15 protein-coding genes are annotated in these 13912 nt (G+C 70.2%); 6 read left to right on the top strand and 9 right to left on the bottom strand.

Features of this window, described 5'->3' with window-relative positions; translation table 11 throughout:
- Positions 1 to 38: 38 nt before the first annotated feature.
- From BLU79_RS10525 to BLU79_RS10535, 3 genes are read right to left on the bottom strand one after another with little or no spacing between them, the layout of a single operon-like run.
- A complete protein-coding gene (locus tag BLU79_RS10525; protein ID WP_371131837.1) occupies positions 39 to 1175 on the bottom strand; it encodes an acyltransferase family protein in 1137 nt (378 codons plus the stop codon).
- A complete protein-coding gene (locus tag BLU79_RS10530; protein ID WP_093905368.1) occupies positions 1176 to 3509 on the bottom strand; it encodes a bifunctional polysaccharide deacetylase/glycosyltransferase family 2 protein in 2334 nt (777 codons plus the stop codon). It abuts the gene before it with no gap.
- Positions 3510 to 3528: 19 nt separating this feature from the next.
- Positions 3529 to 3945 (bottom strand): hypothetical protein, encoded by a 417-nt coding sequence (locus BLU79_RS10535; RefSeq protein WP_177000960.1) that lies wholly within the window; start codon positions 3943 to 3945, stop codon positions 3529 to 3531.
- Between the two features lie 236 nt (positions 3946 to 4181).
- Here BLU79_RS10535 and BLU79_RS10540 point away from each other — a divergent pair, with 236 nt between their 5' ends.
- Positions 4182 to 5231 carry a chitinase gene (locus BLU79_RS10540; RefSeq protein WP_093905370.1) on the top strand — a complete coding sequence of 350 codons (1050 nt, stop codon included), beginning with the start codon at positions 4182 to 4184 and terminating at the stop codon, positions 5229 to 5231.
- A 114-nt stretch (positions 5232 to 5345) separates the two neighbouring features.
- Here the strand turns inward: BLU79_RS10540 and BLU79_RS10545 are convergent, their stop codons facing one another.
- From BLU79_RS10545 to BLU79_RS10565, 5 genes are all read right to left on the bottom strand, one after another.
- Positions 5346 to 5951, bottom strand: a complete 606-nt coding sequence (locus BLU79_RS10545; protein ID WP_093905371.1) for a hypothetical protein — start codon at positions 5949 to 5951, stop codon at positions 5346 to 5348.
- Between the two features lie 7 nt (positions 5952 to 5958).
- The gene (gene mqnC / locus BLU79_RS10550) at positions 5959 to 7158 is read right to left on the bottom strand and encodes a cyclic dehypoxanthinyl futalosine synthase (RefSeq protein WP_093905372.1); all 1200 of its coding nucleotides are present in this window, start codon (positions 7156 to 7158) and stop codon (positions 5959 to 5961) included.
- A gap of 92 nt (positions 7159 to 7250) precedes the next feature.
- The gene (locus tag BLU79_RS10555) at positions 7251 to 7991 is read right to left on the bottom strand and encodes a prepilin peptidase (RefSeq protein WP_177000961.1); all 741 of its coding nucleotides are present in this window, start codon (positions 7989 to 7991) and stop codon (positions 7251 to 7253) included.
- Between the two features lie 5 nt (positions 7992 to 7996).
- On the bottom strand, positions 7997 to 9706 hold the full coding sequence (locus tag BLU79_RS10560) for a serine/threonine-protein kinase (protein ID WP_093905374.1): 1710 nt from the start codon (positions 9704 to 9706) through the stop codon (positions 7997 to 7999).
- Between the two features lie 76 nt (positions 9707 to 9782).
- Positions 9783 to 10631: a menaquinone biosynthetic enzyme MqnA/MqnD family protein gene (locus BLU79_RS10565; protein WP_093905375.1), complete on the bottom strand. Its 849-nt coding sequence runs from the start codon at positions 10629 to 10631 to the stop codon at positions 9783 to 9785.
- Positions 10632 to 10953: 322 nt separating this feature from the next.
- On the opposite strand from BLU79_RS10565, the gene BLU79_RS10570 reads away from it, so the two are divergent.
- On the top strand, positions 10954 to 11157 hold the full coding sequence (locus tag BLU79_RS10570) for a cold-shock protein (RefSeq protein ID WP_003992177.1): 204 nt from the start codon (positions 10954 to 10956) through the stop codon (positions 11155 to 11157).
- 119 nt (positions 11158 to 11276) lie between these two features.
- Here BLU79_RS10570 and BLU79_RS10575 read toward each other — a convergent pair whose 3' ends face one another.
- Positions 11277 to 11825 carry a helix-turn-helix domain-containing protein gene (locus tag BLU79_RS10575; RefSeq protein ID WP_093905376.1) on the bottom strand — a complete coding sequence of 183 codons (549 nt, stop codon included), beginning with the start codon at positions 11823 to 11825 and terminating at the stop codon, positions 11277 to 11279.
- A gap of 106 nt (positions 11826 to 11931) precedes the next feature.
- Here BLU79_RS10575 and BLU79_RS10580 point away from each other — a divergent pair, with 106 nt between their 5' ends.
- Genes BLU79_RS10580 through BLU79_RS10595 form a run of 4 tightly spaced genes read left to right on the top strand, consistent with a single transcriptional unit; the run spans position 11932 to position 13892 of the window.
- Positions 11932 to 12615: an AzlC family ABC transporter permease gene (locus tag BLU79_RS10580; protein WP_093905377.1), complete on the top strand. Its 684-nt coding sequence runs from the start codon at positions 11932 to 11934 to the stop codon at positions 12613 to 12615.
- Positions 12612 to 12926: an AzlD domain-containing protein gene (locus tag BLU79_RS10585; RefSeq protein WP_093905378.1), complete on the top strand. Its 315-nt coding sequence runs from the start codon at positions 12612 to 12614 to the stop codon at positions 12924 to 12926. Before BLU79_RS10580 ends, BLU79_RS10585 begins: the two co-directional genes overlap by 4 nt.
- Before the next feature lie 24 nt (positions 12927 to 12950).
- Complete coding sequence (locus tag BLU79_RS10590) at positions 12951 to 13217, top strand: glycine zipper domain-containing protein (RefSeq protein ID WP_093905379.1); 267 nt, start codon at positions 12951 to 12953, stop codon at positions 13215 to 13217.
- Positions 13218 to 13244: 27 nt separating this feature from the next.
- Positions 13245 to 13892 carry a class I SAM-dependent DNA methyltransferase gene (locus BLU79_RS10595; protein ID WP_093905380.1) on the top strand — a complete coding sequence of 216 codons (648 nt, stop codon included), beginning with the start codon at positions 13245 to 13247 and terminating at the stop codon, positions 13890 to 13892.
- The last annotated feature ends 20 nt before the right edge of the window (positions 13893 to 13912 follow it).

Genomic DNA, 13912 nt, shown 5'->3' on the forward strand with positions numbered 1-13912 from the left:
ACGGCCCGGACGGCCCCGCAGCACCCGGCCGCCGAGCCTCACGGCAGCAGCCTCGCCTTCTTCTTGCCGGCCACGTCCTCCACCCACCCGCACAGCAGCACGAAGACCGCGATCAGGATCCAGCCGATGCCGAACATGAACCACTGGCTCTCCAGCGGCAGGTACTTCTCGAACGCGGGCACGTTCCAGAACTGGTCGATCAGCGGGACGGCGAGGATCAGGGCGATCTCGTGCCAGAGGTAGATCGTCACGGCTCGGGCGTTGAAGATCGTGACGAGCCGGTCGAGGCGATGGACGCGGGTGAGCCCGGCGAAGTCGACCTTGAAGTGCGCCTTGGCGTACATCAGCAGCGCCACGTAGCCGGCCGACCAGAACGCCTGGGCGAGCGGGATGTCGTCCAGGTCGTAGGAGCCGGTCTCGGCCTGGTGGGTGAAGGCGTACCAGCCGCCGTAGCCGATCGCGGCGAGCGAGAGGACGACGACCGCGAAGGGCTTCAGCCGCTGGAGGACGCCGTCGCGGTGCGCGAAGCCGAGGATCCAGCAGAAGAGGAACGTGGCCAGGTCGGTGAGCGCGCTACCGAAGCGGTTGTCCGGCGGCTCCCACAGGAAGTGGAGGACGAGGATCGGCCCCAGCGACAGCAGGAGCACGGGAACCGGCGCCAGACGGAACACGCGCAGCATCAGCGGGGAGAGCAGGACGAACCAGATGTACGTCCGCAGGTACCAGAGGATCTCCCAGGCCTGCTGGCCCCACGCGTTGCCCGGCGGGTCGCCGAGCGGCACGATCCAGTAGACGATCTGCCAGCCCGGCATCCAGTCGTGGATCAGCATCGCGACGACCACGAAGAAGCCCCAGAACCAGAACGGGGGCAGAAGTCGGCGCAGCCTGCTCCGGATCACCTTCAGCGCCGGGCGCTCCAGGGACTTGGCCATGAGGGTGCCGGCCAGGGCGAACATGACCCCCATGGAGGGGAAGACCATGCCCGCCCAGGCCCAGCCGAAGGTGTGGTACGTGACGACGCGGATGAGGGCGACCGCTCGGAGGGTGTCGAAGTAGCGGTCGCGGCCGGCCGGCTTGGATGGGGGTGGTGAAGTGTCGGTCTCCCCGCCCACAGCTGCCGGTACGACCGGAACCGCGCCGACCTGAACCGCGCCCCCTCGCCTGTGCGAACCCACTCAGCTCACCCCCGCCGGCGTCCCGACCTCACCCGTCCGCTTCAGCTTCTGCCAGCGCAGACGGCCGCCCGTCAGCGCGGTGATGCAGGAGTGGATGAGGACGAGGTACATCATCTGGCGGTAGGCGAGTTGCTGGAGGGGCATCATCAGCAGATAGCGGTACTGCTCGCGGTCGAGCCGGAAGGCGTACGCGGCGCACACCAGCTGCACACCCAGCACCGCCAGCCACGCGTACAGCGCCGCCTTGAAGTCGATGAAGATCATCGAGTAGGCGGTGAACACGTCGATGAGCGGGGCGAAGACCGGCGTGACGATCTGGAAGATGACGACGAGAGGCATGCCGACGCGGCCGAAGCGGCCCGAAGGACCCTTGTCCGTCAAGGACTTGCGGTGCTTCCACAGCGCCTGCATCGTGCCGTACGACCACCGGTAGCGCTGCGACCACAGCTGCTTGAGCGAGCCCGGCGCCTCCGTCCACGCGCGCGCGTGCTCCTGGTAGACGACCCGCCAGCCCGCGCGGTGCATCGCGATGGTGATGTCGGTGTCCTCGGCGAGGGTGTCCTCGCTCATGCCGCCGACCTGAAGGACCGCCTCCCGGCGGAACGCGCCGATCGCGCCCGGGATGGTGGGCATGCAGCGCAGCAGGTCGTACATACGGCGGTCGAGGTTGAAGCCCATCACGTACTCGATGTGCTGCCAGGCCCCGATGATCGTGTTGCGGTTGCCGACCTTGGCGTTGCCGGCGACCGCGCCGACCTCCGGGTCGGCGAAGGGCTGCACCAGCTGACGTACGGTGTCCGGCTCGAAGACCGTGTCGCCGTCCATCATCACGACGATGTCGTGACTGGCGCTGCGTACGCCGTTGTTCAGCGCCGCGGGCTTGCCCGCGTTCTCCTGGCGGATCACGCGGACGTTCGTCATGCCGAGCTCGTAGGCCGCGTCGCGGGCGATCTCCGACGTGTTGTCCGTGGAGCCGTCGTCGACCACGATGATCTCGATCGGATGGGTGCTCTGTGCCAGCGACTTGAGGGTGTTGGCGATGCACTCCTTCTCGTTGTACGCCGGGACGATCACGCTCACCGGCTCGTACACCGGTGGTCCCCAGCTGAACCGGCGTTTGTTGCGCTGCCGGTAGTGGCGGCGGGCGAGGAGCAGCATCATGCCGAAGCGGCCCATGACGGCGACGCCGACGACGAGGAGGCCGACCGACAGCACCGGTACCGCCCATTCGGCGACGGCAACCGCTCCGATCAGGGCCTTGCCCTCGTACAGGGTCGCGCCGGTTGCCTCACGGTGGGCGGCCTGGAGCGCCGAGATCCCTGCCCCCGTGCCTCCCGCACCGGCCTGTCCGTTCGGGCCCTGCTGCCCCTGACCACCGGGCTGCTGACCACCGTCCGCCTGTGCACCCCCGGACTGCTGACCGGACCCTGCCTGCTGACCGCCGGCCGCCGCCTCTTCCTCCTGCAGCGCCCCGCTGATCGTGGTGAAGGTGTACCCCTTCGCCTTCATCTTCTCGATGTACGTCGGCAGCGCCTTGATCGTCTGCGACCGCTCGCCACCGGCGTCGTGGAACAGGACGGACGCGCCCTCCCCGTCCTCCGGCGTGGCCCAGTTGATGATCTTCTTGACGCCCGGCCGCTTCCAGTCGTCGCTGTCGGTGTCGACGAAGACGCTGGTGTAGCCGTCCTCGCCGAGCTTCTTGTAGACGGGCCAGCTGTAGTTGTCGATGGCGTCCGTCTCCGAGGAGTACGGCGCCCGGAACAGCGTGGTGGTGATGCCGGCCGCGCCCGCGAGCGCGAGCTGGGTCTGCTGCATCTCGCGGTTGACGCGGGCGTCGCTCTGGTAGGAGAGGTCGACGTGGGTGAAGGTGTGGATGCCCACCTCGTTCCCCTGCTCGACCATGTCCGCGACGATCGAGGGGTAGCGCGAGACCATCGAGCCGACCACGAAGAACGTGGCCGGGATGTCGTACTTCTTCAGGATCGCCAGGACCTGGGGCGTCCAGGTGGGGTTCGGGCCGTCGTCGAAGGTGAGGGCGATCGTCTTGTCCGGCACGGAGACCGTGGTCGCCTGACCGCCCCGGAAGGTGAGGATCGGCCCGCCGTCGAGGATCGTGTCGGGCACGTCGCTGGAGCTGGCGCCGGTGCGCACCCGCTGGTCGCCGCCGACCTCGGCGCGCAGATAGCCGTCGAGCAGCATGACGCTGGTCAGCGCGAGCAGGAGCAGTCCGGCGAGGATGATGCGGGGTTTCTGCAGGGCCGCGGCCTTGCCCGCCGCCCGCTGGATACGGGTCGGGGCGCGCCGGCGGCCGCGTGAGGGAGTCGTCGTAGTCATGAGTGTGGGTGCGTTCCGGTCAGTTGGCGGTGGCCGGGGAGGCCGACACGGTCGGGGCGGCGCTGGGCGGCTCGCCGGTCGCGGTGCCCGACGGCGGAGTGCCGGTGGGCTTCGCGGGCGGGGAGGCGACACCGCCCTGCGGCTGGGCGCCGCCGGGGCCCGAGTTCGGGCCGCCCGCGGGGCCGCCGCCTCCGAAGGGCAGCAGCTCGGACGTGGTGAGCGAGGTGCCGACGCCCATGAAGGCCATGCCCAGAACTACCGCGTACCCGAGGCAGGCGACGCCGAGGAGGAGACCGATGCGCCGCAGCAGCTTGGAGCGGCGTCCGGAGTTGTCAACGAACACGGGCCCTTCGACGGACCCGTTGCCGCGTTTGCGGCGGCGACCGCGCGCAGCAGGCTGGGCGGCGCGGTTTTCGATGGCAGGCTCGGATTGCATTCCCCGGATATTAGGGAGCCTTTATGTGCCAACGACTCTGTACTTCATGTGAGGCGCCCATGAGAAACGCCTTAACCTGTCCGTTCCCTGAGAGTTTCCCCGAACGCCCGCGCACCTCACAGCCATATGAAAGGAGTTGACGGCTCAGCCCTCGGCGAGTGTGAGACATTGCCGACCGGAACACGTATCAGATATTTCGGCCTGAGACAGAAATCACGAAAGCGGGTACATGCGCAATGCGGAGTTTCCGAACGACGGCGACCGGGCTCACCTGCATATTCGCACTGGCCATCACGGGGTGCTCCGCGGGCTCCGACGACGGTACGGCGGACGCGGCGCCGTCGCCCCCGCAGCAGCCCGGCTCGTCATCCTCCGCCTCGCCCTCCGCATCGGCCTCGTCCGGCACGTCGAGTACGTCCTACGCCCCTTACGTCAGCGCCACCGAGGCCTCCGACCTCGACTCCGCCGGCTCCCCGGCGACGTACAACCTGGCCTTCGTGATCTCGGACGGCAGCGACTGCACACCCAAGTGGAACGGCACCGACGCCATCTCCGACTCGGCCGTGAAGTCCCGCATCTCCAAGCTCACTCAGGACGGCGCCACGGTCCGGGTCTCCTTCGGCGGTGCCTCGGGCAAGGAACTGGCGGCGACGTGCGACAGCGCGACCGAGCTGGCCGAGGCGTACGGGAAGGCGCTGGACGCGGCGGGTTCCTCGCTGGCCGACTTCGACATCGAGGGCGACGAGCTGACCGACTCCGACTCGGTGGACCTGCGTTCGGAGGCGATCGCCCTGCTGCAGAAGGAGCGCGACGGCCTCAAGGTCTCCTTCACGCTGCCGGTGATGCCGTCCGGGCTGGACGACGACAGCGTGGCGCTGCTGGAGTCCGCCAACGAGCACGATGTGCAGGTCTCCAGCGTCAACATCATGACGATGAACTACGGCGAGTCGTACACCGGCGACATGGGCGACTACGCCCTCACCTCGGCGAAGGCCACGCACGCCCAGTTGAAGGAGATCTTCGGTACGTCGGATGCGACCGCGTGGAACGCCATGGCGCTGACCTCGATGCTCGGGGTCAACGACGTCGACAACGAGACGTTCTCGCTCGATGACGCGGCTCAGGTGCGGGAGTTCGCGGAGGAGAAGGGGATTGGGTGGGTGTCGATGTGGGCGACGTTTCGGGATCAGGAGTGTGCTGACGATTCGTCATCCGATAACGCGTTGACGAATTGCAGTGGGGTGGATCAGGAGGACGGGGCGTTTGCGGAGGCGTTTTCAGGATGAGCTCGGGTGCGAATGCCGTACGCGGGCTGCGGGTCGTTCGTGGTTGATCGCGCCCACGCGGCGGAGCCGCAAATCGATACAGCCCCGCGCCCCTGAAAAGCAGGGGCGTTCCGCTCACCGTCGGCGGTAGACGATCCGTCCTTCCACCACCGTTGCCACGCACGTCCCCGCACCCCGCTCGGCCAGTTCCGTCTCGTCCCGTACGTCGAACACCGCGAACCGGGCGGCTGAGCCCTGCTCCCTCGGCTGAGCGAAATCCACCGGCATCCCACAGGCGTACGGGTCGAGCGACGCCACTCCGTCGGGGCGCCCGATCCGGCCCACGATCCCCAGGCCGGAGCGGTGCACGGCGTCGCGCACCGCGCGGTTGCGCATGCTCTCGCAAGCCGCCGCGACCGTGCCGTGGGCCAGCATCCGCTGCACGCCACGCCGGGCGCTCGCACCCCAGCGGGCGTCATCCATGGCGAGGGCCGCCAGCGCGTCGCCGGTCAGGGGCTCGGTGCCCAACTCGTCGGCCTCGCGCGGATCGGGGTGGTACGCCTCCTCCAGCAGCTCCGTGCCGTACAGGTTGACGATCCCGGGCGTCAGGATGCCGGGCCACTGCCGTACCCGAGCCCGCGGATGCGCGGCGACCAGCTCGTCCAGCGCCCCCGCGTCGGCGATCCACGCGCCCTTGACGACAAGCGCGTGGCCCCGGGAGTCGGCGTGAATCGTCAGCACAGGCAGGTCAGTTGGAAGCCAGGATCTTCAGCTCGGGGTGTGCCGTGCCGCCCTCGATCGCCGTGGACGAGATGTGGGACATGACCCGCTCGTCGACGGGGTCGTTCGCCGGGTCGTCGTGCACGACCAGGTGCTCGTAGGTCGTCGCCCGCTGCGCCGGCACCCGGCCCGCCTTGCGGATCAGGTCGATGATCTCCATCCGGTTGGAGCGGTGCTTGGCACCGGCCGAGGAGACGACGTTCTCCTCCAGCATGATCGAGCCGAGGTCGTCGGCGCCGTAGTGCAGCGACAGCTGGCCGACCTCCTTGCCCGTGGTCAGCCAGGACCCCTGGATGTGGGCGATGTTGTCCATGAACAGCCGCCCGATGGCGATCATCCGCAGGTACTCGAAGATCGTGGCCTGCGTACGGCCCTTCAGGTGGTTGTTCTCGGGCTGGTAGGTGTACGGGATGAAGGCCCGGAAGCCGCCCGTGCGGTCCTGGACGTCACGGATCATCCGCAGGTGCTCGATGCGCTCGGCGTTGGTCTCGCCCGTGCCCATCAGCATGGTCGACGTCGACTCGACACCGAGGTTGTGCGCGGCCTCCATGATCTCCAGCCAGCGCTCACCGCTCTCCTTCAGCGGGGCGATGGCCTTGCGCGGCCGCGCGGGCAGCAGCTCGGCGCCGGCGCCCGCGAAGGAGTCGAGACCGGCCTCGTGGATCCGGGTGATGGCCTCCTCGACCGACACACCGGAGATCCGGGCCATGTGCTCGACCTCGCTCGCCCCCAGGCTGTGGATGACGAGCTGCGGGAACTCCTTCTTGATGGCCGCGAAGTGCTTCTCGTAGTACTCGACGCCGTAGTCCGGGTGGTGGCCGCCCTGGAACATGATCTGCGTGCCGCCGAGCTCGACGGTCTCGGCGCAGCGCCGCAGGATGTCGTCGAGGTCGCGGGTCCAGCCCTTGGCCTTGTCCTTGGGGGCCGCGTAGAAGGCGCAGAACTTGCACGCCGTGACGCACACGTTCGTGTAGTTGATGTTCCGCTCGATGATGTACGTCGCGATGTGCTCGGTACCCGCGTACCTGCGGCGGCGCACGGCGTCGGCGGCGGCGCCCAGCGCGTGCAGCGGGGCGTGGCGGTACAGCTCCAGCGCCTCTTCGGGGGTGATGCGTCCACCCGCGGCGGCACGGTCGAGGACGGACTGAAGGTCGGCCTTCTCGGTCACCGGGGTGTCCCTTTCGTCAAGGGTTGTGGACTGATCCGCCCGGTTGCGGACGGACTGAACCAGCCTACGCCAGGCCCTTGACGAGACCGACGTCAGGCCGCGTACGCCCCGATCAGCAGCCCCACGAACGCCCCGCCGAGCAGAAACGGCCCGAACGGGATCGCCGACTTGCGCCCGGCCCGCCGCAGGGCGACGCGCCCCCAGCCGTACAGCGCCCCGGACAGGAACCCGGCGAAGGTGCCGAGCATGACCGTCGGCCAGCCGTACCAGCCCAGTACCGCCCCCGCCGAAAGCGCCAGCTTCACGTCGCCGAAGCCCATGCCGCCCGGGTTGACGAGGTACAGCACGAGGTAGAAGACGCCGAGTGCGAGGGCGGCCCACAGCGCGGTCGGCCAGTCACCGGCGTGCTCGGGGACGAGGGCGACCAGACCGAGCAGCGCGAGTGCGGCGCCCGCGAGCGGGAGGGTCAGCGGGTCGGGCAACCGCCGCACCCGCAGGTCGACGGCCGCGAGCAGCACGCCCACCGGCGCCAGCAGCAGCCAGACGCCCAGCTCGGGCCGGGTGCCGGTGGCAGCGGCGAGGGCGGCGCAGACGAGGGCGGTGGCGGTGGCGAGCGTCGGGGCGCCGGGGCCGTACGGCTGACCGGGCCCGCACTGTCCGCACCGGGCCCGCCCGATCCACCCGCGGATCGGATGCCCCGCGGGGCACCGCTCCCGCCACGCCTCCTCCTCTTCCCCCTCCGACACGGAGAACCGGTAGGCGGCCCTCGGCAGGAGCGAACCCGCCGCGACACCCCACAGCGCGGCGACGGCCACGAGCAGAGCGGTCACCACACCCGTCACCCGACCTTCGACAACCGAGCCTCGGGTTTCCCCTCCGCGTCGCTCTCCGAGCGGTACACCAGGTCGTCGCCCGCCGGTGTGATCCGGACGGTGTGCGGGGTCGGGTTGCAGCCGGCGTGGTTGCCCTTCCTGCCCACGGACGTGACGACGAGCTCCTTCGCCGTCACCTTCTTCAGGGTCAGCACGTCGTTGCAGACGCCGCCGAGCAGATCCGTGTTGCGGAGGGTGCCCAACTCCTCGCCGACGTCGGCCTTGTGCACGGTGAGCCGGAAGGTTCCCGCAGGCAGCGCGCCGTCCAGGGCGTTGGCCTTGCCCTCCCAGGTGCCGAGGTAGCGGGCGGGGACGGCGCTCGCGGCCGGGGTGGAGTAGTCCGTGCCCGGGGACTGCGAGGAGGCCGCCCCCGAATCGGCGGATGTGTCCTGGTCACCGCCGCCGCCCGGCAGCAGCTCGAACACGAACACGGAGCCCACCGTCACCGCCGCGAACGCCCCCGCCACCGCGAGCGCCACCGTGCAGCTCATCCGCCGCCCCCGGCCGCCGTCGCCCGACGTCGAGGCCGCCGCGACGGAGAGGGAGAGCTTGCCGGGACGCTGCTCGGACGCCGGGGCGGTGTCCTGAGGAGGTATCGCGTCACGTGGTTCGGGTACGACGACGGGGGTTGCTGACGCGGAAGCAGAAGCGGTCCCTGGCGCGGGCGTCGGCGTCGGCGCGGGTGCCGGCGTCGCGGGTGCCGGCATCACCGGCGGCGGCCCGAACTCCCCGACCGTCATCCCCCGGCTGAACCCCACCGGCCCCGAGGCGACGTCCTCCCCCGCCTCCAAGTTCAGCAGCTGCACGGCACTACGGCTGACCTGCTCGACCAAGGCCCCCGGCAGCCAGCCGCCCGCCACCTCCCGAGCCGCCCCGTCCGGGGCCAGGCGCCGGGCCACCTCCCCCGGCGCGGGCCGCGCACCCGGCTCCTTGGCCAGGCAGGCCGCCACCAGGTCCCTCAACTCCGCGTCCAGGGAATCGAGTTCGGGCGCCTCGTGCACGACCTTGTAGAGCAGCGCCGCCGACGAGTCCCCGGAGAACGGCGGCTCCCCGGTCGCCGCGTACGCCAGCACCGCGCCCAGCGAGAAGACGTCCGCCGCCCCCGTGGCCCCGTTGCCCAGGATCTGTTCGGGCGACATGTAGCCGGGGGAGCCGATCGAGACGCCGGTCGACGTCAGGGACGCCGTGCCGTCCATGGCCCGCGCGATGCCGAAGTCGATGAGCAGGGGGCCGTCCAGCGTCAGCAGCACGTTCGACGGCTTCACATCCCGGTGCACCAGCCCCAGTTCATGCACCGCCGCCAGCGCCTCGGCCAGCCCCGCCCCCAGCACACGTACCGAATGCGCGGGCAGCGCACCCGAGCCCGTCACCGCCGCCGCCAGCGACGGCCCCGCCGCATACCCCGTGGCCACCCACGGCACCGCGGCCTCGGGGTCCGCGTCCAGCACGGGCGCCGTCCAGGCACCGCCCACCCGGCGCGCCGCCGCCACCTCCCGGCGGAAGCGGGCGCGGAACTCCTCGTCCAGCGCGAAGTGCGGGTGCACGATCTTGACGGCGACCGTACGGCCGCCCGCGCTGCGCCCGACGTACACCCGCCCCATCCCGCCGGAACCGAGCCGCCCGAGCAGCCGGTACGGCCCGACGACGGTCGGCTCGTCAACTCCGAGCGGCTGCATCTGCGCCCACTCCTCCCCCGTACGGCCTCTTGGGCCGGTGAACTGGCAGCAGGTTAGTGCGGAAGCACCCCGCCCTTTACGGCTGGAGCAGATCCACCTTCACATCCGCCGGAAATCCCGTGGTCGGCCCCACCCGACGCGCGAACTCCGCGACCGCCTCCAGCTGCGGGCCGCCGAAGCGGAAGTCGAGGGTGGTGAAGTACCGCTCCAGGATGCGCTCGTCGAAGGCCTCCCAGCGGGCCGCCTGCTCGGCGACCTTGCCGACCTCCACCAGGGAGAGGTTGCGGGAGTCGAGGAACGCCTCGTGCACCTTGCGGGTGATGACCGGCTCGCGCTCCAGGTAGTCCCGGCGCGCCGCCCACACGGCGAAGACGAAGGGCAGACCGGTCCACTCCTTCCAGAGCGAACCGAGGTCGTGGACTTCGAGGCCGTAGCGCGGGCCGTCGAGGAGGTTGGCGCGAAGGGCCGCGTCCCCGATGAGTACGGCCGCCTCCGCCTCCTGCATCATCAGGCTGAGGTCGGGCGGGCATGTGTAGTAGTCGGGCCGCACGCCGTAGCGGTCGGCCAGCAGCAGCTGGGCCAGGCGGACGGACGTACGGGACGTCGAGCCCAGGGCGACCCGGGCGCCGTCCAGTTCGTCCAGCGGGACCTGCGAGACGATCACGCAGGACATCACCGGGCCGTCGCAGCCGACCGCGATGTCGGGGAAGGCGACCAGGTCGTCGGCGTTGCGCAGGAACTCGACGAGGGTGATCGGTCCGATGTCGAGGTCGCCCCGCACCAGCTGCTCGCTGAGCTTCTCCGGGGTGTCCTTGGTCAGCTCGAAGTCGAGGAGCGTGCCCGTCCTCGCGAGTCCCCAGTAAAGGGGCAGGCAGTTCAGGAACTGGATGTGGCCTACGCGCGGCCGGGTGCGAGAATTGTCCACATCGCGAGGCTAGACCCTATGGGGTACCGTGCACCCTTCAGGGTCGTGACACCCCCGTCACAGCATCCCGTCAACCCCGACACGCACACTTCTAACGTACGAGTGACGTGATCTTGGCCTCTATTGCTTTCGGCTGCCCGCGTGCTAGGCTCGCCGCAAGTTGCAGTTTGGTTTCCCTTGCAGTACAGAGCCTGCGGAGCATGTGACCGCGGGCTCTAGTCGTTTTCAGACGTATGCAGATGTGCGGCAGTAGTTTTCACACTCAGTTTTCACACTTGCAGGGTTCTGGAGCAGGGCAACCCTTTGGGCCCAAGGAGGGCTTATGGCTACCGGAACCGTGAAGTGGTTCAACGCCGAAAAGGGCTTTGGCTTCATCGCCCAGGAAGGCGGCGGCCCCGACGTCTTCGTTCACTACTCCGCGATCAACGCGAGCGGCTTCCGTTCGCTGGAGGAGAACCAGCAGGTCTCCTTCGACGTGACCCAGGGTCCGAAGGGCCCGCAGGCGGAGAACGTCACCCCCGTCTGATCATTCGGTCTCGGAGCCTGGTGCTTTGATCCGGAACTGAGCGCAGTACCCAAGGAGCCCCGTGCCGCAAGGCAACGGGGCTCCTGCCTTTCTCCGCCCCCGTTCTCCGCTCCCGGGGTCTAGATGTGCTGCATGATCAGCACGAACGTCGTCCCGGGCGCCAGCGCCTCGTACGAGTGCGGCACATCTCCGCGATACGACATGTAGTCACCCGGCCCCAGATCGACCTCGTCGCCCCGGGGTCCTGCCTTCACCCGGCCCGCGCCGACGATCAGGTGCTCCACGCTCCCCGGAATGTGCGGCTCCGACTCGCGGGCCGTGCCCGGCTCCACGCGCAGGTGGTAGATGTCCCGACGGGCACCGGGCGGACTGGCGGAGAGCAGCGTGGCCACGAAGTCCGCCCGCTCGGAGGCGACGGTCGGCCCCTCACCCGCCCTGATCACCTGTACGGCCGGCGCCGGCGGCTCCACCAGCGCGCTGAACGGCACACCGAGGGCCACCCCCAGCGCCCACAGCGTTTCGACGCTGGGATTTCCGCCCCCCGCCTCCAGCTGGGACAGCGTGGACTTCGCGATGCCCGCCCGTTTGGCCAGCTCGGACAGCGACAGCCCAGCCCGGGTGCGCTCGCGCCGCAGCGAGGCGGCGATCCACGCGAGGGGCTCGCTCATGCGGTTCACTTCCCGTCGTTCGCTCTACAGGTACGTTCGTTCGCCTTGACGAACACCAACCCACCCGTTCATTGTGGCAAACATGCGTTCGCTACTCCGAACACCGATGATGGCACCTCTGGCACCTCTGGCTCCCCTCGTACGGGACAGCGCGCTCGTCTGGCTGGCCAGCGGCGTCGTCGGCGTCTCCTTCGGCGCGATCGCCGTCGCGGGCGGGCTGCCGGTGTGGGTGCCGGTGGTGATGTCGCTGGTCGTGTACGCGGGCTCGGCGCAGTTCAGCGCGGTCGGTGTGCTGCTCGCCGGGGGCGGGCCGGTGGCGGCCGCGACCACCGGGCTGCTGCTCAACACCCGCACGCTGGCCTTCAGCCTCGCCGTCGCGGACATCATCGGCCGGGGCCGCCTCGCCCGTCTCCTCGGTGCGCACCTGGTGACCGACGAGACGGTGGCCTTCGCCCTCGCCCAGCAGGATCCGGCACGGCGGCGGGCGGCCTTCTGGATCTCCGGGCTCGGCCTGTTCGCCGTGTGGAACCTCGGCGTCCTCGCCGGGGCGCTGGCCGGCGGCGCGCTGGGCGACACCGGCACCTGGGGCCTGGACGCGGCCTTCCCCGCCGTCCTCGTCGCCCTGGTGCTGCCCGCCCTGCGCGAGGGTCCGGCCGTACGGCGCTCCGCACTGCTCGGCGCCGGTCTGGCGCTGGCGGTGACGCCGGCCGTCCCGGCGGGGGTGCCGGTGCTGGTGGCGCTGGCCGGTCTCGTCGTGTACGGACGCGGCGGCGGGAGGCGTACGGCATGAGCGCGACGGTGGCCATGATGCTGACGCTGGCGGTCGGGACGTATGCCTTCCGGCTGGTCGGGCCGGTGCTCCACGGGCGCGTCGAACTCCCGGCCCGCGTCCAGGAGCTGCTGTCGGCGGGCGCGATCGTCCTGCTGGTGGCCCTGCTGGCCACGGGCGCGCTGACCGAGGGCGGCGGCTTCGCGGGGTGGGCACGGCCGGCCGGGGTGCTGGTGGCGGGGGTGCTGGCGTGGCGGCGGGCGCCGTTCCCGGTGGTGGTGCTGGGGGCGGCCGTGGCCACTGCGGTGCTGCGGGCGGCGGGGGTGGCGTGAGGCCCTCCGTGGGAGAATTACCTGATGACAAGCGGTGAAGAGAACAACAGAGAGAACGACGCAGAGATCAACCCCGAGGAAAATGGCGGCACTCCCGCCGACAAGAACCTCGCGATCGGTCTGTCCCTCGGCCTCGCCTTCGGCACGAGCATCGGCATCGTGTTCGGGCTGATCATCTTCGACAACCTGGCGCTCGGACTCGCCCTGGGAATGTGCCTCGGCCTTGCCGTCGGCACCGCGTTCGGGGTGGGCTTCAAGCGGACCGGTGAGCCGGAAAACGAAGGCGAGTAGTCGGCGACTTCGCTAGGGTCCCCGGCCATGACCGAAGCCGACTTCCTCGCCACCACCCGCACCTTCTACGACGCCATCGCCGAGGACTACGCGGAGCTCTTCCGGGACGAGCTGGCGCAACGGCCCCTGGAGCGGGCGGTGCTCGCGGTGTTCGCGGAACTCGTCGAGGGGGACGGCCCGGTGGCCGACCTGGGATGCGGGCCGGGTCGGACGACGGCCCGCCTCGCCGCGCTGGGGCTGCCGGTGTTCGGGGTCGACCTGTCGGAGTCGATGCTCGCGATCGCCCGCCGCGAGAACCCGGGGCTGCGTTTCGCACAGGGGTCGATGCTGGAGCTGGACCTCCCCGACGGCGCTCTCGCCGGCGCCCTGTCCTTCTACTCCTCCATCCACACCCCCGTGGATCAACTCCCGGCCCTCTTCGCCGAGTTCCACCGCGTACTGGCCCACGGCGCACCCCTGCTCGTCGCCTTCCAGGCCGGCGACGAAGACCGGCACCACGACCGCCCCTTCGGCCACCCGGTCTCGCTGACCTTCCAGCGCCGCCGGCCGGAACACATCGCCGACCTGCTGACGGCGGCCGGCTTCGCCCTCGTCTCCCGGACGGTCCGCGAACCGGACCCGGCGCTCGACGAGACGTCCCAGCAGGCGTTCCTGATCGTCAGGAAGTCCGCGTAGCCGCGGGAAGCCCGCGTAGC

Source organism: Streptomyces sp. cf386 (assembly GCF_900103585.1).
In the GTDB taxonomy this organism is placed as follows: Bacteria; Actinomycetota; Actinomycetes; order Streptomycetales; family Streptomycetaceae; genus Streptomyces.